Source organism: Brucella sp. LJL56, assembly GCF_054871705.1.
Genome location: NZ_JBTXLQ010000009.1, coordinates 148,137 through 167,638, shown reverse-complemented (window position 1 = coordinate 167,638; position 19,502 = coordinate 148,137). Strand labels below are relative to the sequence as shown.

Sequence of the window (19,502 nt, the reverse complement as noted above, 5' to 3'; positions counted from 1 at the left end):
TCATCCAACCGTCATGTAGGGCGGGTATCGGGAATGCGCGAGCACCGGAATCGACCGGGGGCGTTCGCCGGACCTTAAACAGGGGAGTCAAACAATGCTTGCTTACACAGCGCGTCTGCTGTCGCTTTCGACGGCAATCGCCGTTGCCGGGGTTTCCATCGCCGCTGCTGAACCGTCAGCCGAACTGATCGCCGCTGCCAAGGCAGAAGGCGAACTGACGACAATCGCGCTCCCGCATGACTGGTGCGGCTATGGCGAAGTCATCCAGAGCTTCAAGGACAAATACGGCCTCAAGGTCAACGAACTGAACCCGGACGCCGGTTCGGGCGATGAAATCGAAGCCATCAAGGCAAACAAGGACAACAAGGGCCCGCAGGCTCCTGACGTCATCGACGTCGGCTTTGCCTTCGGCGCATCGGCCAAGAAGGACGGCCTCATCCAGCCATACAAGGTTGCGACCTGGGACGAAATTCCAGACAGCGCCAAGGATGCCGAAGGCTACTGGTACGGTGATTATTACGGCGTTCTCGCATTCGAAGTGAACAAGGACATCGTCAAGGACATCCCGCAGGATTGGGAAGACCTCCTCAAGAGCGACTACGCAAACTCGGTCGCGCTTGCAGGTGACCCGCGCGTTTCGGCACAGGCCATCCTCGGCGTGCATGCCGCCGGTATTGCCCGTGGTGCGGAACCGGGCGAAGCCGCAGGCAAGAAGGGCCTTGAATTCTACAAGGAACTGAATGCCAACGGAAATTTCGTTCCAGTCATCGGCAAGGCTGCTTCGCTGGCACAGGGCTCGACCCCGATTGTCATCCGCTGGGATTACAACGCGCTCGCCGACCGCGACACGCTCAAGGGCAACCCGGAAATCGAAACCGTTATTCCGAAGTCCGGTGTTATCGCTGGCGTGTATGTTCAGGCGATCAGCGCCTACGCACCGCATCCGAACGCTGCGAAGCTGTGGATGGAACACATCTATTCGGATGAAGGCCAGCTCGGCTATCTGAAGGGCTACTGCCACCCGATCCGCTTCAATGCGATGGCGAAGGCTGGCAAGATCCCGCAGGAACTGCTGGACAAGCTGCCACCGGCAGCAGCCTATGAAAAGGCGATCTTCCCGACGCTGGAGCAGATCGAGGCCGCACAGACCTCGATCACCAAGGAATGGGATAGCGTCGTGGGCGCAAACGTACAGTAAGCGCGCCTGTCGCATCGAAAACATATCGCGTCGGCCCTACACGGTCGGCGCGATATCAAAGCGGCTTTCATCTGTGTCGCCGGTCCTCTTTTCCAAACAGCGCCCCGCTCATTGGCAAGCAGGATGCGCATCTCGAAAAGTGCAAAGCGATTTTCGGAAAAGATGCGCGTAAATACAAATGGATAGAGCATTTTCAATGATTCAATCAAAACAGGAAATGCTCTAGCTATTTCCGGCAGGGGCGAATGGCAGCCCTGCTGATCGCAAAAAATAAAAACAAAAAGTCGGAACGGTTCTGTCAGTTCCGTTCTGGCGGGAACCGGTCTAAAGAAAGAGCGCATGAGTGCAGTAGCCGAAACAACAGCCCCCAGCGGAGTGCGCAAGCGCCAGCTTCCGTTGTCCTGGCTTGGCGTGACACCGTTTTTCATCTTCGCCATTTTGTTTCTGATCTGGCCGACGATGTATCTCATCATCGGCGCTTTTCAGGACCCGGCCGGAAACTTCACACTCCAGAACATCCACGATCTGTTCCAGCCGCAGATCATGAGCGCCTACTGGGTATCGATCAAAGTCAGCCTCGCATCGGCCATTGGCGGCGCGATTATCGGGTTCTTTCTTGCCTGGGCGGTGGTTCTCGGCAACCTGCCATCGTGGCTGCGCCCGACGGTGCTGACCTTTTCCGGCGTGGCATCGAACTTTGCGGGTGTGCCGCTTGCCTTCGCCTTTCTGGCGACGCTCGGGCGGACCGGCTTTGTGACGATCCTGCTCAGGGAATGGTTCGGCTTCAACCTCTATTCGACAGGCTTCAACCTGCTCTCCTTCTTCGGCCTGACGCTGACCTATCTCTTCTTCCAGATACCGCTGATGGTGTTGATCCTGACGCCAGCGCTCGACGGCCTGAAGAAGGAATGGCGGGAAGCCTCATCCATTCTTGGCGCGACCACCGCGCAATATTGGCGCATGGTGGCATTCCCGATCCTTTGGCCAAGCCTGCTCGGCACGACGCTTCTGCTGTTCGCCAATGCCTTCGGCGCCATTGCGACCGCCTACGCATTGACGGGCTCCTCGCTCAACATCGTGCCGATCCTGCTTTATGCGCAGATTCGCGGCGACGTTCTGCATAATCAGAACCTCGGCTATGCGCTGGCACTTGGCATGATCGTCATTACGGGTGTTTCCAACCTCATCTATATATGGCTGCGCATGCGCGCCGAGAGGTGGCAGCGATGAAAAAGAAAGGCTTCAACGCCCAGAAGATCGGCGCCTGGATCGCCTTCCTGATCGGCGCAATCTACTTCCTCGTCCCGCTGATCGGTACATTCGAATTCTCGCTGCGCATGCGGCGTGGCGAATATTCCTTCGATGCCTATCGGGTCGTATTCGCAGATCCGAATTTCCAGGCCACCTTCGGCTATTCGATCCTGCTCGGCCTCCTGACCATTATTTTCGGTGTGTTGCTGGTGGTGCCGACGGCCTATTGGGTGCGCCTGCGCCTGCCGCAATTGCGCCCGGTAATGGAATTCATCACGCTGATGCCACTGGTCATTCCGGCCATCGTCATCGTGTTCGGTTACTTACGCATCTATAACTCGTCGTCGTGGCTGCCATTTACCGCATCGACGCGCGCGACCGACCTGCTCTTGATGTTCGGCTACATGACGCTGTCGCTGCCTTATATGTATCGTGCAGTCGATACGGCGATGCGCACCATCGACGTCAATACGCTGACGGAAGCAGCCCAAAGCCTCGGCGCGGGCTGGGGCCGCATCATGTTCAGGGTCATTTTCCCGAACGTGATCTCCGGCGTAATGAGCGGCGCCTTCATCACATTCGCCATCGTCATCGGCGAATTCACGCTGGCCTCGCTTTTGAACCGTCCGGCCTTCGGTCCTTACCTGCAGCTCGTCGGCGCAAACCGCGCCTACGAACCGTCGGCGCTGGCGATCATTTCGTTCGGTATCACGTGGCTCAGCATCATCATGCTGCAGCTCGTCTCGCGCCTCAATAAATTCAAGACAAACGCCGGGTAACATTCATGGCTTTTCTCAATATCAAAAACCTGAAAAAGAGCTTCGGCGCCAATACCGTCGTCCACGATTTCAACCTCGCAGTGGAAAAGGGAGAATTCGTATCCTTCCTCGGTCCATCGGGCTGCGGCAAGACAACTGTTCTGCGTATGATTGCCGGTTTCGAGGGACCCGACAGCGGTGCCATCGAAATTAACGGCAAGGATGTGGTCGATCTGAAGCCCAACCAGCGCAATATCGGCATGGTGTTTCAGGCCTATGCGCTGTTTCCCAATATGACGGTGGCGCAGAATGTTTCGTTCGGCCTGCGTGTTGCCGGAAAGTCGAAGGCGGAGATCGACGCCACAGTGAAGGAGATGTTGGGGCTCATCCGCCTCGATCATCTGGCGGATCGTTATCCCTATCAGATGTCGGGCGGCCAGCAGCAGCGCGTCGCACTTGCCCGCGCTCTTGCAACCAAGCCGCAGGTTCTTCTGCTCGACGAACCACTATCGGCGCTGGATGCGAAAATCCGCATATCCTTGCGCGAAGAAATCCGCGCCATCCAGCAGAAGCTGGGCATTACAACCGTCTTCGTCACGCATGATCAAGAAGAAGCGCTGTCGATCTCCGACCGCATCGTGGTCATGCATGAAGGCCGCGCCGACCAGATCGGTTCGCCCTTCGACATCTATAATCGCCCTGCCTCGCGCTTCGTAGCGTCTTTCGTCGGCACGCTCAACATGCTGGAAGCCTCGGTCAGCGAACCGGGCAAGAATAGTATCGAGCTCGACGGCCGCACCATCACCGTGCAGGAAAAGCTCGACCATCATCCGAAGGGCAAGCCGCTGACGCTGGCCTTGCGCCCGGAAGCAGTGAGCCTCGAAGCCCGCAAGAGCCACGATACCTCACTGGATGCAACTATCGACGACGTACATTTTCTCGGCTCCGTCATCCGCACACGCGTGACGCTCGGCAAGAACCGGCTATCGTTCGATACATTCAACGACCCGACCCAGCCTCCGCCGCAACGCGGCGACAAGGTGACGGTGCATTTCGCCTCGCATGATCTGCTCGTGCTGGCAGATTAAAATAAAAAAGCCGCCCGATGGGCGGCTTTTTCAATTACAGCGAATTTTATTCGCCCCAAGGGCCGTGGAAATCGCCATCCTTGTCGATACGCTTGAAGCCGTGCGAACCGAAGAAATCGCGCTGGCCCTGAATGAGATTGGCCGTGCCGAGAGCCTGCGTGAAACTGTCGAAATAGCTGAGCGCCGAACCGAGCGCTGGCAGAGGCAGGCCAGCGAGCGCCGCCTTGGCGACGATCTGGCGAAGGCCCTTGGAAGCCTTGCTCATGCGGTCGACAAACGCAGGTGCGAGCAGCAGGTTGCGGCTTTCGCTGTCTTCGAAGGCATGGGCGATATCGTCCAGAAGCTGCGAACGAATGATGCAGCCTGCGCGCCAGATGCGCGCCGTTTCGGCAAGCGGAATGTTCCAGCCATGTTCCTGCGAGGCTGCTTCCATCACCGCGAAGCCTTGGGCATAGGCAGCAATTTTGCCAGCAAGCAGGCCATGCTCCAGATCGGCCAGGAATTTTGCCTGATCGGCAATGTCGAGGCTGCGCGAACCCGGTCTATAGGCCTTCGCCGCAAGCTCACGCGTGGCCTTCAGCGAGGACAGCGAGCGCGCGGCAACAGCGGCTTCGATGGCCGTTGCCGGAACGCCAAGCATCTGCGCCTCGATGGCCGCCCAGCGGCCCGTGCCCTTCTGACCAGCTTCATCGAGGATCATATCGACCATCGCCTTGCCGGTTTCCGGGTCGGTGGCCTTCAGCACCTTGGCGGTAATTTCGATCAGATAGGAGTTGAGCGGACCTTCGTTCCACTTCTCGAACACATCACCGATGGCCGGAGCCGAAAGTCCAAGCCCGTCGCGCAGGATGCCGTAGATTTCGGCAATCATCTGCATGTCGGCATATTCGATGCCATTATGGATCGTCTTGACGAAATGACCGGCGCCATCTGGACCGACCAGTGCACAGCAAGGCTCGTCCTTGTACTTGGCGGCAGCGGCAAGCAGGATCGGCGCGATGCGCTCATAGGCTTCCTCGGTACCGCCGACCATCATCGACGGGCCATGGCGTGCACCTTCCGCACCGCCGGAAACGCCCATGCCGACAAAGGTTGGATCGTTGGGGCCAAGCGCCTTCAGACGGCGCACCGTATCGCGGTAATCGGAATTACCGGCATCAATCATGATATCGCCCTTCTCAAGATAGGCCTTGAGGCGGGTGGTCTCAGTATCGACGGGGCTGCCTGCCTTGATGAGGAAGATAATGGGACGCGGCTTGCGGATATTGGCAGCCAGATCCTCGAAAGTGGGGCAAGGGATGATCTTGTCGCGCAGCGGGCCAGCCTTTTCAACGAAGGCTTTCAGCACAGGCTCATCACGGTCATAGACGGCTACCGTGTAGCCTTTCTCGGCTATGTTCAGCGCCAGGTTGGAGCCCATGACGCCAAGGCCGACCATTCCGATATCTGCTTTTTCCATTTTGTGCCCTTCGCAAATGCAACCGACCGGCCGTCGTCTAGACACATGCAGAACATCGAACGCCGACAAGCCGAACCGATAAGAATAGGCTGCAAGCCGAATTTTGGCAGCAGCGCATGTCAATCTGTATCCTATTGTGGGATGATCTAGGGCATATGACGCAAAGTTGATAGACCTGCCATGACGAAAATCACTGGTTTTGCCTGCACTAGCGGCTTGCTAAATCGGTTAGCTCACCCAAAAAACCCGTATTTCGCGATCCTCAGACGCGTTCCAGCTTGCGATGCGGCAGCGGCGGCAATTCGACCACTATCGCGTCATCCGCCTTCACCGTGCCGCCTGCAAGAACGATGGTCATGATGCCGGACTTGCGAACAAGTTCGCCATCGGGCGTGCGATCCAGTACGGCATCGAGAAGCCCGGTCTGGAAATTCTCTATCTGGGCGCAAGGGTTGCGCAGGCCCGTTGCTTCCAGAACGACCTCGTCCCCAATCCGGATCAAAGCGCCCTGCGGCAACCCCAGAAGATCGACGCCGCGCGTGGTGACATTCTCGCCAAGATCGGCAGGCGCGACGTCGAAACCCTTTTCCGCAAGCTCGTCAAACAGTTCGGCGTGAATGAGATGCACCTGCCGCAGATTGGGTTGCGTTGGATCGGCCCGCACACGTGAACGGTGTTTCACCGTCACGCCCTGATGCGCATCGCCTTCGACGCCCAGCCCTGTGACGATGCGGATTTCCGGCACGACCTGTTTTGAAAAACGATGCTCGCCGTCCTGCGCCACAGCCACGACAATTCCACGCATCACGTCCACCTTCCCTGACAGGATAAACAAACTTCGTTAGCCGCATTACATGGGTTATATAGCACCTGTATGAAGCTGTGGGGCAAGCACGTGAATCGCGACAATCAGGTAAAGACGGATTTCCGCTGGGGCATTTGGGGCACAGGCACGATAGCCGCCGCCTTTGCTGCCGATATTCAGGCAAGTACCGGAATGCGCGTTACCGCAGTCTGCTCGCGGACATCAGAGACAGCCGAAACATTCCGGCGGCGTATCGGCGCCGACAAGGCGTTTGGCGATTCAGGTGAATTTCTTTCCGACGCGGATATCGATGCCGTCTATATTGCGACGCCCAGCGCCATGCATGTGCTGCAGGCCATGCAGGCAATCGCAGCCGGCAAGCCCTGCCTGATCGAAAAGCCGCTCGCGCTGGATGCCGCTGGCGCACGGCAGATCGAAGCCGCGGCGAAAGCTAAAAACGTCTTCGCCATGGAGGCCATGTGGAGCCGTTTTCTGCCCGCGATCCGCGCTGCCAAACAGCATATCGATAGCGGTCGCATCGGCACCGTGACGCGCATTGAAGCCGACCTGTCCTATATCCGCGCCTACGACCCGCAAAGCCGCTTCTTCAGCCCGGACCTTGGCGGCGGTGCGGCGTTCGATCTCGGCGTCTATCCGGTATCGCTGGCACTGTATTTTCTAGGTCTGCCGGATCACGTCGATGGTCGCTGGCAGCGCGCCAAAAGCGGTGTGGACATGCGCACCGAGTTCCAGCTTGGCTGGCCGGGTGCCACGGCCAGTCTTTCCTGCGGCTTCGATCGCGACGGCGACAATCGCATGCTGATTGAGGGAACCAGGGGCACGATCCTGATCCACGCGCCGTTTCTGAAAGCCCAGAGGCTGACCCTGTTTTCTGCCTTTGCCGCGCGGTCGTCGCTCGGGCCGAATGGCGGAAAAGGCTTTGTCGGCAAGGTAATGAACCGCCTGCCCCTGCCGGGCCGCACAATCGAAACTTATGCCTTTTCCGGCAACGGGCTGCAATTTCAGGCCGAAGCGGTCCGCGATGCGGTGCAAAGCGGCCAAATCTCCAATGCGATCATGCCGCTGGACCAGAGTGCAGCCGTTGCCGATATTGTCCGCAAGGTGCTGGCTAAAGGCTAGAAGCTGCTTCTCATCTGGTACGGCTGTGCGTTTTCGCCAGCATTGTTCAAGGCAAGCGCGATTTCAGTGATATGCAGTGCCACATCACCGGAAAAGAACGCCTTGTCACCGGTCTGGATAGCGCGAGCCTGATCGGCAATGCCGCGCACGAAATCGATCTGCGAAGGGTACATCGGCAGCGACCGCTTGTCGGCCTTCGGATAGGACAGCTTCGTGCCGACACCCGGTTTCCATGCGAGAAACTTGCCGATGCGCATTTCCAGAATGCCAAACAGGCGCGCCAGAAAACGGCGTTTTTCTTCCGTGCGTTCAAGACGGACAGAAGAGCGATTATCCCAGAGATCGTCCACCACAATCGAGCCCTTGTCGGCAACGATTGTCAGGCTGCGGTCCTTCGGCATGGCAAGCCCCGATGTGAGGCGCGCCACCAGCCCCGACTTGAACACAAGACAGCCGACCGAAAAATCAGGCGCCATATCAAGATGTTCGGTCCCCGGCCCCTTGTTGGGAAAGGTTATGGCAGAAAATGCCGAGATGCTCTCGACCGGGCCGAACAGCGACACCAGCCATGACAGCGCATAGCCTGCATGTTCCAGCGTGCAGCCGATCTCGAACTCATGCAGGCCCGGCCATGGCGCTCCCGACTGCGAACGCCAGGTCGACCATTTATCACGAAATACCGGCCCGTCTTCCATTTCGGCATAAACGAGACGCGGCATGCCGATGCCGTTGATCACGCTTGCTACCAGACGATAGGCCTCGCTGAGACCATTGGCCGGGGCCGCCGCCAGCGTGAGGCCGGATTGCCGCGCAAAAGCGACCAGCGCTTCCGCATCGTCGTAATTCATGGCCAGCGGTTTTTCGGAATAGACATGCTTTCCGGCGACAAGCGCTGCATGCGAGATTTCAAAATGGCTTTCGGGCGTGGTCAGATTGACGACGATCTGCACGTCTGGATCTGCGAGCACAGCCTCAAAACTGTCGTAGGCGCTGACTGAATAATGCGCGCAGAACGCTTTCAGCCGTTCAGGTGATCGATCATAGACCCCGCGCAGCGTCAGCTCGGGATAATTACGCAGTGTGGTCATGTAATAATCGGCAACGAACCCGGTCCCGACAATCGCGATATTCATGTAGTGGCTCCGGCTACCCTTTTGTGAATGATGATTTTCGCGGTCAGCCTGAGGCCAAAGATCGCAAAGACGAGCGTCAGCCAGACCGGGTCCATTCGGCGGAAGAAAAAACTTTCCAGCATGGCATTCAACGTCCCGAAGAACACGATCATCAGGAAGAAATCGGCAAGCAGCAGATTTTCGCGCACCGGACGGCACCGCACATAATTGACCAGCGGCATGACAATGATGACCAAGATCGCGCAGATCAGCGCCGGAATTCCCATCGATACCGCAATATCGAGATAACCATTGTGTCCATGCACGATGCCACGCACATCCCAATCGAGATAGTATGGATTGGCCGCCTCTTTCACGATCGGCGTGCCCCAGAAGCTTTCATAGCCGAAGCCGGTCCACAGGCGACGGGAAAGCGCCTCAACGGCAAAGGCCCAGATGGAGGTGCGTCCGGTGAAGGTGGGGTCGACATCGAGCTGCAGAACGAGCTGGTGCATCGGCTCAAACAGGACCGTGCCGAAAGTAAATAGTGCGAGCAGAAACTGGATCGTGAAGATCGCCACCGGTGCAAGGAAACGGAGACCGAAAATGCCGGGGCCGATCACGAGAAGCATGGCGAGAGGCACCAGCGCCGCCGTGGTCTTCGATCCGGTTTGCGAAACGAAGATCAATGCCGAGACCGCAATCAGAAAGCCGCTGACACGCCAGCCGCGCCGCCACAGATAGACACCGGCAAAGGCCAAAGCGGCCATGACCGGCCCGGCAATGTTCTTGTGTGTGAACACACCGCGCCAGAGATAAGCGTTTTGCGGTTCCAGCGCATCGGCGCCGTGTGTGCCGAGATTCGGCAGAAGAATAACGCCCGCATAGGAAATGACGATCACGATGGAAGCCATAGTGACCAGCATCGACGCATAAGCGTCGCCATCCTGCGGCAGGATCAAAACAGCAATGACCGTCAGAATGCCGATCATTGTCAACAGCACACCGCGTATCGCAGTAGATGGATCGGGGCTTGCAAAAACCGACGCGAACAGGAAGGCGAGCATCAGCAACCAGCCAGGGCTGACGATTTTGATCACCTTCTTCGGATCGGCGAACATCGCAAGCGACAAAAGCGCCACCGCGCCGAGACAGCCGAAGCCAAGCTGGTTGATGACGTCACCACCGCCCGACGCGTCGCCATCCATCGCCGCACTCAGCGGATTGAACGGACGGAACGAAATCAGCAGGATGCAGAATGTTATTGTGGCGATAACGAGCGCAATCGTGCGAATTGTCGCCCGCATGTCGGTTTGCGTCGCAACGTCGGAACGGGTGTCAGTTCTTGTCCGGGTTGCGATACTGCTCATTCAGATATCCAAAATGGGCCATGACGCGGCCCAGCCCGATATGGATGAAATAGGTCCCGACCGGCACGAAGCGCGCTGCGAAACCGCGCCGCACGGCCTTGATCGGGGAATAGCCGAGAAGTGCGAGGCTCTTCAAGAAGACGCGTACCTGGCCGAAAGGTTCGTTCTTGCGCTGGCGCTGTTCAATCAGCGTCGACAAGACGCCGTTGCGCAAGCCACGTGCCCTGATCCAGTCGTTCTCCAGCCGCCGCGCCGGAATGGTCTCGCGGACAATGCCTTCATTGCACCAGGCGATATTGAAGCCCTTGGCCCGCGAGCGATTGATGAAATCTGAATCGCCGCCGCCGGTGAAGTTGAACTTCAGGTCCATGAACGGATAGCCGATCGCTTCCAGCACCGGACGCGCAATCAACAGATTGCCGGACGAATAGATGATCGGAACCGGACCGGTCTTGTTGTAATGCGGCAGGAAGACGGGGTGTCTCGCCCATTTTTCCGCGCCCGGCTTTTCGAAGATCGGATATTGCGGGCCGCCAACGAGGCTGGCGTTATAGCGCTCCGCAGTGGCTACCATGTTTTCGATCCAGGCGGGATCAGCCAATTCATCGTCATCGATGACGATCACATATTTGAAGTTCGGAAAATAGGTCATCGCGGTCAGCCAGCCCGCATTATAGGCGTTGCAGTTGCCGCGATGGGATTCAACGATCAGCATGCCGGTATATTTTCCGGTCTCGAACTGCGGTGCCGCAACCTTGGCGCCTTCGCGGTCCTCCGCCTCATTCTCGATCACCACGACTGCGAAACGGCGATTTGTGAGCTGAGCGTTAAGCGTATCCAGCGTGCGGATGACGTGTTCCGGACGGCGGAACGTCGGTAATGTAACGACGACCTCGACTTCATCGAAACGAAGCCCAGGTGTTTTAGCAATTACTTCTATATGATTTGGTAAATCAGACATAAACGCTACCGGATATTTCGAACTTCTATATTTGCTATCCGCTACTATTGAAAAACGTTTAAAGAAAAGTTCATCGCAGGGCTATAAACACTGATCAAAACTATCATAGAGCATACCGGCCTGAAATGTTAAGGCTTTTTAGGTGAGTAATGCATTAGGAAAAGATTAGGCGCGAAGTATGATTTTTCATGCTGCACGCAACAGAATGACTGTTCAGGAGTTGAATTGCCGTCCCCTCACCTTGTTTTCGTGACATCGATTGTTCCGCACGGAGTACCGACCACCGGCTATGAAGTGGCGAATGCCGCCGTGGTCGATGGCTTGCGTCGTTCGGGCGCAAAAGTGACTGTTCTTGGCTTCACATGGCCGGGCGTGAAAGCCGATGCCGCGGATACTGTCGTTCTGGGCGAAGTCGAGGTGCGAACCGAAGGTGCTGGCATCAAACGCAAGATTGGCTGGGTGCTGAAGTCTTTCCTGACCGGGCTGACGGTTTCCTCGGCGAAGCTGCGGGTGATACCGGCTGGGACACTGCGCGCGGCCATCGCCAAGATCGGTCCGTTCGATGCCTATGTGTTAAATGGCGTAACCCTGCCCGGTGCGTTTGAAGATATCTTCAAGGACAAGCCATCACTTTTTGTGGCGCATAATGTGGAATATCGTTCGGCAGAAGAAAACGCCGCCGACGCTGGTAGTTTCATCCAGAAGTTTCTGTTCGGTCGCGAAGCCCGCATCCTCAAAGGGCTGGAAAGCCGCCTCAGTGGAAAAGCGCGGTTCGTCTTCACTTTTGCCGAAGATGACGGAGCGGCGCTCGGGCTTGGCCCTGACCGGTTTGCGACGATGCCGCTCATCACGCCCGGCGGCGCACAAGCCACGCAGCAGCGCCCTGTAAAATACGACCTTGCTCTGATCGGCACATGGACATGGCACCCGAACCGCATCGGTCTCGAATGGTTCCTGCGCGCGGTAAAACCGCATCTTCCCGACGATATTTCCATCGCGATTGCAGGCAACACGCCCGCGGACCTGATTGCAGCTTGGTCCGGCGTCAATTTCGTCGGCAAGGTGCCGGATGCGACCGAATTTGTGGAAAGCGGTGCGCTCGTACCGCTCATCAGTCGTGCGGGAACCGGCGTGCAGCTCAAGACCATCGAGACATTCGAGCTGGGCATGCCGAGCGTCGCCACCACACATTCCGTGCGCGGTATCGGCAATATTCCGGACAATTGCACCATTGCCGACGATCCACAAGCATTCGCAGCGGCAATTGTAGAGCGCATTAAAAAGATCAGATCTGGGGATCACCAGAGACTGGACGGCAAAGCCTTCACCCGGTCACAAATCGAAGGCATGGACCGCGCAGTTGCCAGAGGTCTGCAAGCACTTCATGGCAAAGAGAAAATGACGGACCAGGCATGATGTATACCGAAAATGTCACCTACCGGAATATCCTTGGCGTGAAGGTCGCCTGTTTCGATTGGGACAGCGCTTTCACCTTCTTCGAGAACCGCATCGATGACGGCCGGTTCATGAAACAGGGCTGGCTCAACGCCAACAATTCCAACATTGCAGAGACGGAGCCCGCTTACCGTGCCGCATTGGAGGATTTCCTGATCCTGCCTGACGGTGTGGGTGTCGATATTGCAAGCAAGGTCGCCTATGGCAGCAGGTTCCCGGCCAATCTCAACGGAACGGACTTCATTCCTGGCTTACTGGAACACATGAAGCGCCCGTTGAAAGTCGCCCTACTGGGCGGCGGTCCCGGCGTCGCTGCCGATGCCGCGCAGCTTTTCATGCAGCAGATCCCGCACCACGATTATCGCGTCATTTCCGACGGTTTCTTCAAGCCCGCCGATCTCGATGGAATTCTGGGGCAACTGAAGGATTTTCATCCCGACATATTGCTCGTCGCCATGGGCGTTCCACGGCAGGAGCTCTTCATCGACAAGCATATCACGGCGGAGCATTGCACGATCGCCAGTGCCGTCGGTGCGCTGTTCGATCTGCATACGGGTCGCGTGCAGCGCGCACCGCAATGGGTGCGCAAGGTCCAGATGGAATGGGTGCACCGGCTGCTGCAGGAGCCGCGACGGCTCGCAAAACGCTACCTCATCGGTAATCCCGTATTTCTGTGGCGCGTCGCCAAAGGCTGGATGAAGGGAGCACCCCGGTGAAAACCGCTATCGTCACAGCCAGTTGGGATCAGGATTTCGAGCGTTGCAAGCTGCTTTGCGAGACCATGGACAAATATGTCAGCGGTTTCACGAAACATTACATCCTTGTCGACAGCAAGGATGTGGCCCTGTTTCGCAAACTTGAAAGCGCGTACCGTGTCATCATCGATGAACGCGATCTGCTGCCTTCCTGGCTGCATGCCTTCTGGGACCCGACCTATCTATGGCGCAGGCGGGTCTGGCTCTCGCTCAGAACCAAGCCGCTGCGCGGCTGGCATGTACAGCAATTACGCCGCATCGCGCTTGCCGGTGCTGTGGAGGAAGACGGATTTCTCTATACGGATTCCGACACGGCCTTTTTGCGCCCCTTCGATTGCAGCACGCTATGGCATGGCGAAAAGCTCCGGCTTTTCGTGCGTCCCAATGCGCTTGCCAATCCGGAATGGCCGGAACACCCGGTCTGGGCTGCCAATGCCGCCAAGCTGCTCGGTATCGAGAACGGAAAAAGCGGGCTGAACGATTATATCGGACAGCTCGTCTCGTGGCGGCGCGACAGCGTGATTTCCATGTGCGAAAGGATCGAAGCCCATACCGGACAGCATTGGGTGGCGGCTCTTGGCAATATACGCCGTTTTTCCGAATGCTTCATCTACGGTCGCTATGTTGATGACGTGCTGCATGGCTCCGGCCATTACAGCGACACCCACGATCTGTGCCGGATGCAGTGGTTCGCACCGCCGCCGAGCGAAGAGGAATTCCGCACTTTCATCGCCGAGATGGAGCCGTATCAGGTCGCTATCGGCATGCAATCCTTCCTCGGCCTTTCGGTCGACGATATTCGCCGGATCATAACTGTCTAAACCCGCTTGGCTGGCAGACGGATGCTCGTATAGGTGAAAACCAGCGACAGCAGATAAAGTCCGGCGAATACGACGTTGAGCCCAAGAATCCAGTCGTGGTTATCGACATAATTCACGAGCAGAAGCCAGACGAAGAATGCTTTCGCGGCGGTCATCAGCACCATGCTCAGTGTTCTGAGCCCGGACTGGCCGCGCGCGTACAGAATTTCGGTCTGGTATTCGATGAGATTGCGGAACCCCGGCACGAGCAGCACCAGCGGCAACAACCCGACAATCGGCGCAACGCTTGAGCCAAGCGCGTTCGGGAATATCTGCAGGAACACGACCATCGCGCCGAGACCTGCCACCGAGACGGCAAAGACCGCAAGTTCCAGCCCGGCGCGGATGCGCAACGAGGACAGCATGTCAGGCGTGCGCATGAGCTTTTGCACCAGCATCATGTTGAAGGACCGCACCGGCAGGGCCGTCAGGTCGACAAGCCGCATGATGATCGCGTAAAGACCTGCCGTCGCAGGCCCGCCGACTGTCAGCACAAGAAGCTTGTCGAGTTCAGCCTGTATATAGAACAGCAGTTCGGCCCCCATGACCGCAATCGCATCGGAAAGCCGCCGCATGTAAAGCGCCGGTTTGAAACGGAGCCGGATAGACGGATAGAATTTCAGCGCCGTCAGCAGCGCAACGCCATTGGCCGCCGCATACCACCACGCCCAATGGGCAATGTCATGGACACTCGCCAGCCACATGAAAAGGATTGCCGCCACGGCGCGCGTGGCCGTCCCGAAAATCACCAGCCCCGCTGATATGCCGAAACGGCGCATGCCATTGTTGACGATGATGACGATTTCCGCCGAACGCCAGAGTAAGGCTTCAGCAAACACCACCATCGCAAATGGCAGAAAGGAGATATCGCGGCTGAAAAAGACGAAATAAACCAGCCAGGAGGCCAGTGCGAACAGCGGCAAGGACACCAGAATGGCGACGAGAAAACCTGCCGTATAGATGCCGAGCAGGCGCGGCTTCACTGTCGATATGCGATAAAGCGGCGAACTGAAGCCCAGGGAAACGATGCGTGACAGAACCACCCCCGTACCCGAGGCGGTGGCAAATATACCGAAATCACCGGTCGGCAGTGTGTTGGCAAGCGCGATGAAATAGACGAGTGAGACGACCAGCCTGCCCGCAGAACCGGAAAACAGGGACAAATAATCACGCACCATTCCGGCATGGTTGCCTGACAGTTTCCGGAAGGCTTTCGCTATCAACAGGGCGCCTCTTTTATCGCGGTATTAGAGCATGTCTCCCGAAAGTGGGAACCGGTTTTGGGATAAAGACATGCGTAAAAACAAAAAGATAGAGCATTTCCAACGATTCAAATGAAACAGGAAATGCTCAAGGTTTTAGCTAAAAAGACTTAAACTCTTCTTTGCAAGCTCAAAGAGTAAACAAGCAAAAGCTAAAGTTCTTGGATCGTGCATTTCGTAATTTCGTCCGACATTATTTTAACGTTTTGTTTTCTATAAAAAATTACATTCGGCCTTCAGGTGCGCGCCAACCGGATTCCCGTTTGGCATGTGGGAACCTTGGCTTATGGATTTCAAAGCAGCAGTGATACCGGAAACGGTAGAAACGGCTACAGATACGGACGATTTCGGCAATGAGCGATCACGAGGAGCGCAGAAAGGCGGGAGTTGAGAAACCTCTTCTCGCATTCTCCAACGCTCGTCGGAACAACGAAGCCGTGCCACCCTGGACGCCGCCCGCGACACCGGATGAACGCGCTGCATTTTTTCGCCAGCACGATCATGCCGCCCACGCCGCTGATGTCGCAAAAGAAATGCCGGCGCCGGCGGAACCCGTTCTTGAAGAAGAACTGGATGATACGGACGTCGCTGAGCTTCAGGAGCGCATCGCGCTGATCGAAGAGGAACTGGAACGCAAGGTTCAGGAGCGGGAACGCCGCAAAGTCACAATCGAAACTTCTGTTCCGCTATCCGAGCCGACCGACGAACCGGTCCAGCATGAGCAACCACGTCCGATCGTTGACAGACCGGCACCAGATGCCGAATGGAAGCCGCTGATTGATCCGCGCATTGCTATCAACGTCGTGCGGGGATCGCGCAAACTCCTGCTCGTCAGCACGATATTGGGCGGTGTAATCGCCGCGCTCTATGCATTGTCCTTGCCGCAGATGTATGTCGCTTCGACCGATATTCTGGTCGATCCGCGCAATATCAAGACGGTGGGAGACGAACTGACGCCGGGTCAACTCCCGACCGATGCATCGCTCGCAGTTGCGGAAAGTCAGGCACGAATCATCGATTCCAGCAGCGTGCTATTGAAAGTGATCGACAAGACGGACCTGACAAAAGACCCTGAATTCAACGGCACTCTGGTCCCTACCGGCATTGCCGGGTTATTTGCACAGATCAGGGACATGATGTCGCCCAAAAAGGTGAGCGACAGCCAGACACTGCAAACCCGCGTTCTCTATAATCTGCACAAGAGCATCGCCATCGGTCGCGACGCCAAGACATTCATCTATTCGATCTCGGTGAAGACGCGTGATCCGCAGAAATCGGCATCGCTTGCGAATACGATCAGCTCCGTTTTCCAGAGCGAGCTTGCATCGGTGCAATCCGATGCCGCACGGCGCACCTCGGACGAATTGTCGAACCGTCTTGCCGATATGCGCGCCAATGTCGAACAAGCGGAGCGCGCAGCGGCCGATTTCCGCGCCTCGCACGATCTGGTCAATGTCGACGGCAAGCTGATCAGCGATAACGACCTGACACGGCTCAACGACCAACTGACCAACCAGCGTGCCGAAACCATGCGGCTTCAGGCCCGCGTGCAGGTGCTGAACAGCGCGACATCCAACAGCGTGGTGTCCGGGACTTTGCCGGAAGATATGCGCTCCAACACGTTGACGGCCTTACGCGCGCAATATGCGCAGGCCCGCCAGACGGCAAGCGGCCTTTCCACCCAGCTTGGGCCACGTCATCCCGCGCTTATTCAGGCGCAGTCGCAGGCAGGCACGGTTCTGAACGACATCGATGCCGAATTGCGGCGCATCCGCTCCTCGCTGCAAGTTGAGGTCGCCCGGTCCGTACAGCAGGAAAAAGACCTGACCGCCCGTCTGGCGCAGCTCAAATCGCAGCAGGCGAACAATAGCGGTGATCTGGTGAAATTACGTGAACTTGAACGCGAAGCCACAGCGCGGCGCTCGGTCTACGAAGCCTTCCTCCTGCGCTCGCGCGAGACGAACGAACAGGAAGGTCTGAATACGGCCAATGTCAGGGTTTTGTCGGAAGCTCGCCCGCCGCTCGATCCGGCAGGCACATCACGCAAGCTGATCGTCATTGCCGGGCTGATTGCGGGCTTCCTCGCAGGCCTTGCGATCACAGCCGTCCGCAACTTCGGACGGCTGCTGCGTTTATCCTAACTCACGCGGACTGCTGCAAAGAGGCCTCTACACGCGCCACCTTGCGTCCGCTGGCACGCAGAATGCCATGTGCCCCGTCAAGATGGCCGGGCTTCAGTTCGAGCGCCAGAAAGCGACGCTTCTCATAAGGACCGGGCATGGCAAGCTCGCCGGTCTTTTCAGCGGTAAAACCGAAGCGCTCATAATATTCCGGGTCACCCACAAGCAGGATCGCACCGTGACCGCGGCATCTTGCTTCCTCAATCGCATGACGCATCAAGGCCGAGCCGATACCGCAACCGGCAGCGGATGGATCGACAGCCAGCGGGCCGAGCAGCAAGGCAGACACCGGAAAGCCGAAAGCATCGAGACCGGCATGCACATCCCACAACCGCACAGTGCCTGCGAGCAATCCGTCTTCGCCAAGTGCGGCAAAAGCCAGCCCTTCTGCGGGCAGACGACCGCGACGCAGCTTTTCCGATGATTTCCGGCGACGGCCTTCACCCATGGCACGATCAAGCAGCGCTTCGCGCGCAAGCACGTGCTCCAGCGTTTCGCCCGCTATTGTGAAAGCGGGAGCGACAACAGTTGCGATATTTTCCTGAATTTCCAGAGTTGCATTCATGACATCTATCCCCGCAAAGCGGCAGCAGCACACCCCGCCCAGTGCCTTGCGGCACCAGACGGATTGAGAGGATCAATTAGGTTTAAGCCCTAACGATCAGATGACGTAGGATCGGAGCGGTTCGAAGCCGTTGAACGCCACCGCCGAATAGGTGGTAGTGTATGCGCCCGTGCCTTCGATGAGGATTTCATCACCGATGGTCAGCGAAACCGGCAGCGGGTACGGCGTCTTTTCATAAAGCACGTCCGCACTGTCGCAGGTCGGGCCAGCCAGCACGCATGGCTCGGTTTCGCTGCCGTCATGCGGGGTCACGATCTGATAGCGGATCGCCTCGTCCATGGTTTCGGCGAGACCGCCGAATTTGCCGATGTCGAGATAGACCCAGCGCACATTGTCATTGTCCGCCTTGCGCGAGACCAGAACCACTTCGGTCTTGATCACGCCTGCATTGCCGACCATGCCGCGGCCCGGTTCGATAATGGTTTCCGGGATACGGTTGCCGAAATGCTTGGACAGCGCGTCGAAGATCGCCATGCCGTAGGCCTGAGCAGTTGGCACGTCCTTGAGATAACGGGTCGGGAAACCGCCGCCCATATTGACCATACGCAGAACAATGCCTTCGTCAGCAAGGGTGCGGAACACCGATGCTGCATCGCCAAGCGCGCGATCCCATGCGGTGAGGTCCGTCTGCTGCGAGCCGACGTGGAACGATACACCGTAGGAATCGAGACCGAGCGACTTTGCGCGGCGCAGAACGTCGATGGCCATCGCAGGCACGCAACCGAACTTGCGCGACAACGGCCATTCAGCACCTTCACCGTCCGTCAGCACACGGCAGAACACGCGGCTGCCGGGAGCAGCGCGGGCAACCTTCTCGACTTCTTCCACGCAGTCGACCGCATAAAGGCGAATACCCAGCTCGAAAGCGCGCGCAATATCGCGCTCCTTCTTGATGGTGTTGCCATAGGAGATACGGTTTGGCGTCGCGCCTGCCTCCAGCGCCATTTCGATTTCAGCAACCGAAGCAGTATCGAAGCACGAGCCGAGCGAAGCGAGTAGGCGCAGGATTTCCGGCGCAGGATTTGCTTTCACCGCATAAAAGATGCGCGAATAGGGCAAAGCCTTCTCGAAGCTTAGATAGTTGTCGCGCACGACGTCGGTGTCGACGACGAGGCAAGGACCGTCCGGACGGCAGGTGTTGAGGAAATCGATAATACGCTGCGTTGCCATGGTCGTTCTCCCGCACGGCTTATCTGTTGCCGCATCTAAGGGACAAAGTGTGC

General features: G+C 57.5%; 17 protein-coding genes. 9 read left to right on the top strand and 8 right to left on the bottom strand.

The features are described from left to right. Positions 1 to 94: 94 nt before the first annotated feature. The 4 genes from ACYSN1_RS20125 to ACYSN1_RS20110 all read left to right on the top strand — a co-directional run bounded on the left by ACYSN1_RS20125 (position 95) and on the right by ACYSN1_RS20110 (position 4,295). Entirely contained in the window at positions 95 to 1,198 is a 1,104-nt protein-coding gene (locus ACYSN1_RS20125) for an ABC transporter substrate-binding protein (RefSeq protein WP_140021816.1), read from the top strand. A gap of 339 nt (positions 1,199 to 1,537) precedes the next feature. Then, the gene (locus ACYSN1_RS20120; RefSeq protein WP_461727293.1) at positions 1,538 to 2,428 is read left to right on the top strand and encodes an ABC transporter permease; all 891 of its coding nucleotides are present in this window, start codon (positions 1,538 to 1,540) and stop codon (positions 2,426 to 2,428) included. Then, on the top strand, positions 2,425 to 3,228 hold the full coding sequence (locus ACYSN1_RS20115; protein WP_461727292.1) for an ABC transporter permease: 804 nt from the start codon (positions 2,425 to 2,427) through the stop codon (positions 3,226 to 3,228). The genes ACYSN1_RS20120 and ACYSN1_RS20115 overlap by 4 nt, the downstream gene beginning before the upstream one ends. A 5-nt stretch (positions 3,229 to 3,233) precedes the next feature. Next, entirely contained in the window at positions 3,234 to 4,295 is a 1,062-nt protein-coding gene (locus ACYSN1_RS20110; RefSeq protein WP_461727291.1) for an ABC transporter ATP-binding protein, read from the top strand. 46 nt (positions 4,296 to 4,341) lie between these two features. Here the strand turns inward: ACYSN1_RS20110 and gndA are convergent, their stop codons facing one another. Together gndA and ACYSN1_RS20100 are read right to left on the bottom strand one after the other, a co-directional pair. After that, a complete protein-coding gene (gndA, locus tag ACYSN1_RS20105) occupies positions 4,342 to 5,754 on the bottom strand; it encodes an NADP-dependent phosphogluconate dehydrogenase (protein ID WP_461727290.1) in 1,413 nt (470 codons plus the stop codon). Positions 5,755 to 6,016: 262 nt separating this feature from the next. After that, positions 6,017 to 6,559 carry an MOSC domain-containing protein gene (locus ACYSN1_RS20100; protein WP_461727289.1) on the bottom strand — a complete coding sequence of 181 codons (543 nt, stop codon included), beginning with the start codon at positions 6,557 to 6,559 and terminating at the stop codon, positions 6,017 to 6,019. 90 nt (positions 6,560 to 6,649) lie between these two features. Between ACYSN1_RS20100 and ACYSN1_RS20095 the strand changes: the two genes are divergently transcribed. Beyond that, the gene (locus ACYSN1_RS20095; RefSeq protein ID WP_461727288.1) at positions 6,650 to 7,699 is read left to right on the top strand and encodes a Gfo/Idh/MocA family protein; all 1,050 of its coding nucleotides are present in this window, start codon (positions 6,650 to 6,652) and stop codon (positions 7,697 to 7,699) included. Here ACYSN1_RS20095 and ACYSN1_RS20090 read toward each other — a convergent pair. The 3 genes from ACYSN1_RS20090 to ACYSN1_RS20080 are packed head-to-tail and all read right to left on the bottom strand — an operon-like array spanning position 7,696 to position 11,142. Then, a complete protein-coding gene (locus ACYSN1_RS20090; protein WP_461727287.1) occupies positions 7,696 to 8,832 on the bottom strand; it encodes a Gfo/Idh/MocA family protein in 1,137 nt (378 codons plus the stop codon). The two genes, ACYSN1_RS20095 and ACYSN1_RS20090, sit on opposite strands and share 4 nt — an antisense overlap. Beyond that, the gene (locus ACYSN1_RS20085) at positions 8,829 to 10,181 is read right to left on the bottom strand and encodes an O-antigen ligase family protein (protein WP_461727286.1); all 1,353 of its coding nucleotides are present in this window, start codon (positions 10,179 to 10,181) and stop codon (positions 8,829 to 8,831) included. The genes ACYSN1_RS20090 and ACYSN1_RS20085 overlap by 4 nt, the downstream gene beginning before the upstream one ends. Beyond that, a complete protein-coding gene (locus tag ACYSN1_RS20080) occupies positions 10,150 to 11,142 on the bottom strand; it encodes a glycosyltransferase family 2 protein (protein WP_461727285.1) in 993 nt (330 codons plus the stop codon). The genes ACYSN1_RS20085 and ACYSN1_RS20080 overlap by 32 nt, the downstream gene beginning before the upstream one ends. Positions 11,143 to 11,367: 225 nt before the next feature. Between ACYSN1_RS20080 and ACYSN1_RS20075 the strand changes: the two genes are divergently transcribed. The 3 genes from ACYSN1_RS20075 to ACYSN1_RS20065 are packed head-to-tail and all read left to right on the top strand — an operon-like array spanning position 11,368 to position 14,173. Continuing rightward, positions 11,368 to 12,558 carry a glycosyltransferase family 4 protein gene (locus ACYSN1_RS20075; protein ID WP_461727284.1) on the top strand — a complete coding sequence of 397 codons (1,191 nt, stop codon included), beginning with the start codon at positions 11,368 to 11,370 and terminating at the stop codon, positions 12,556 to 12,558. Then, positions 12,555 to 13,313, top strand: coding sequence for a WecB/TagA/CpsF family glycosyltransferase (locus ACYSN1_RS20070; RefSeq protein WP_461727283.1), 759 nt, complete (start codon positions 12,555 to 12,557; stop codon positions 13,311 to 13,313). The genes ACYSN1_RS20075 and ACYSN1_RS20070 overlap by 4 nt, the downstream gene beginning before the upstream one ends. Next, on the top strand, positions 13,310 to 14,173 hold the full coding sequence (locus ACYSN1_RS20065; RefSeq protein WP_461727282.1) for a DUF6492 family protein: 864 nt from the start codon (positions 13,310 to 13,312) through the stop codon (positions 14,171 to 14,173). Before ACYSN1_RS20070 ends, ACYSN1_RS20065 begins: the two co-directional genes overlap by 4 nt. On the opposite strand, the gene ACYSN1_RS20060 is transcribed toward ACYSN1_RS20065, so the two are convergent. After that, the gene (locus ACYSN1_RS20060; protein WP_461727281.1) at positions 14,170 to 15,435 is read right to left on the bottom strand and encodes a lipopolysaccharide biosynthesis protein; all 1,266 of its coding nucleotides are present in this window, start codon (positions 15,433 to 15,435) and stop codon (positions 14,170 to 14,172) included. The genes ACYSN1_RS20065 and ACYSN1_RS20060 overlap by 4 nt on opposite strands. A gap of 392 nt (positions 15,436 to 15,827) precedes the next feature. On the opposite strand from ACYSN1_RS20060, the gene ACYSN1_RS20055 reads away from it, so the two are divergent. Further along, a complete protein-coding gene (locus ACYSN1_RS20055; RefSeq protein ID WP_461727280.1) occupies positions 15,828 to 17,615 on the top strand; it encodes a GumC family protein in 1,788 nt (595 codons plus the stop codon). 1 nt (position 17,616) lies between these two features. Here the strand turns inward: ACYSN1_RS20055 and ACYSN1_RS20050 are convergent, their stop codons facing one another. Together ACYSN1_RS20050 and odc2 are read right to left on the bottom strand one after the other, a co-directional pair. After that, positions 17,617 to 18,219 (bottom strand): GNAT family N-acetyltransferase, encoded by a 603-nt coding sequence (locus ACYSN1_RS20050; protein ID WP_461727279.1) that lies wholly within the window; start codon positions 18,217 to 18,219, stop codon positions 17,617 to 17,619. A gap of 96 nt (positions 18,220 to 18,315) precedes the next feature. Beyond that, positions 18,316 to 19,449: an ornithine/lysine decarboxylase gene (gene odc2 / locus ACYSN1_RS20045; protein ID WP_461727278.1), complete on the bottom strand. Its 1,134-nt coding sequence runs from the start codon at positions 19,447 to 19,449 to the stop codon at positions 18,316 to 18,318. Positions 19,450 to 19,502 lie beyond the last annotated feature (53 nt).

Bases quoted from the DNA above. Each gene is read 5' to 3' on its own strand.
- ACYSN1_RS20125 (WP_140021816.1), top strand. From the start codon at position 95: ATGCTTGCTTACACAGCGCGTCTGCTGTCGCTTTCGACGGCAATCGCC.
- ACYSN1_RS20120 (WP_461727293.1), top strand. From the start codon at position 1,538: ATGAGTGCAGTAGCCGAAACAACAGCCCCCAGCGGAGTGCGCAAGCGC.
- ACYSN1_RS20115 (WP_461727292.1), top strand. From the start codon at position 2,425: ATGAAAAAGAAAGGCTTCAACGCCCAGAAGATCGGCGCCTGGATCGCC.
- ACYSN1_RS20110 (WP_461727291.1), top strand. From the start codon at position 3,234: ATGGCTTTTCTCAATATCAAAAACCTGAAAAAGAGCTTCGGCGCCAAT.
- gndA (WP_461727290.1), bottom strand. From the start codon at position 5,754: ATGGAAAAAGCAGATATCGGAATGGTCGGCCTTGGCGTCATGGGCTCC.
- ACYSN1_RS20100 (WP_461727289.1), bottom strand. From the start codon at position 6,559: ATGCGTGGAATTGTCGTGGCTGTGGCGCAGGACGGCGAGCATCGTTTT.
- ACYSN1_RS20090 (WP_461727287.1), bottom strand. From the start codon at position 8,832: ATGAATATCGCGATTGTCGGGACCGGGTTCGTTGCCGATTATTACATG.
- ACYSN1_RS20085 (WP_461727286.1), bottom strand. From the start codon at position 10,181: ATGAGCAGTATCGCAACCCGGACAAGAACTGACACCCGTTCCGACGTT.
- ACYSN1_RS20080 (WP_461727285.1), bottom strand. From the start codon at position 11,142: ATGTCTGATTTACCAAATCATATAGAAGTAATTGCTAAAACACCTGGG.
- ACYSN1_RS20070 (WP_461727283.1), top strand. From the start codon at position 12,555: ATGATGTATACCGAAAATGTCACCTACCGGAATATCCTTGGCGTGAAG.
- ACYSN1_RS20055 (WP_461727280.1), top strand. From the start codon at position 15,828: ATGAGCGATCACGAGGAGCGCAGAAAGGCGGGAGTTGAGAAACCTCTT.
- ACYSN1_RS20050 (WP_461727279.1), bottom strand. From the start codon at position 18,219: ATGAATGCAACTCTGGAAATTCAGGAAAATATCGCAACTGTTGTCGCT.
- odc2 (WP_461727278.1), bottom strand. From the start codon at position 19,449: ATGGCAACGCAGCGTATTATCGATTTCCTCAACACCTGCCGTCCGGAC.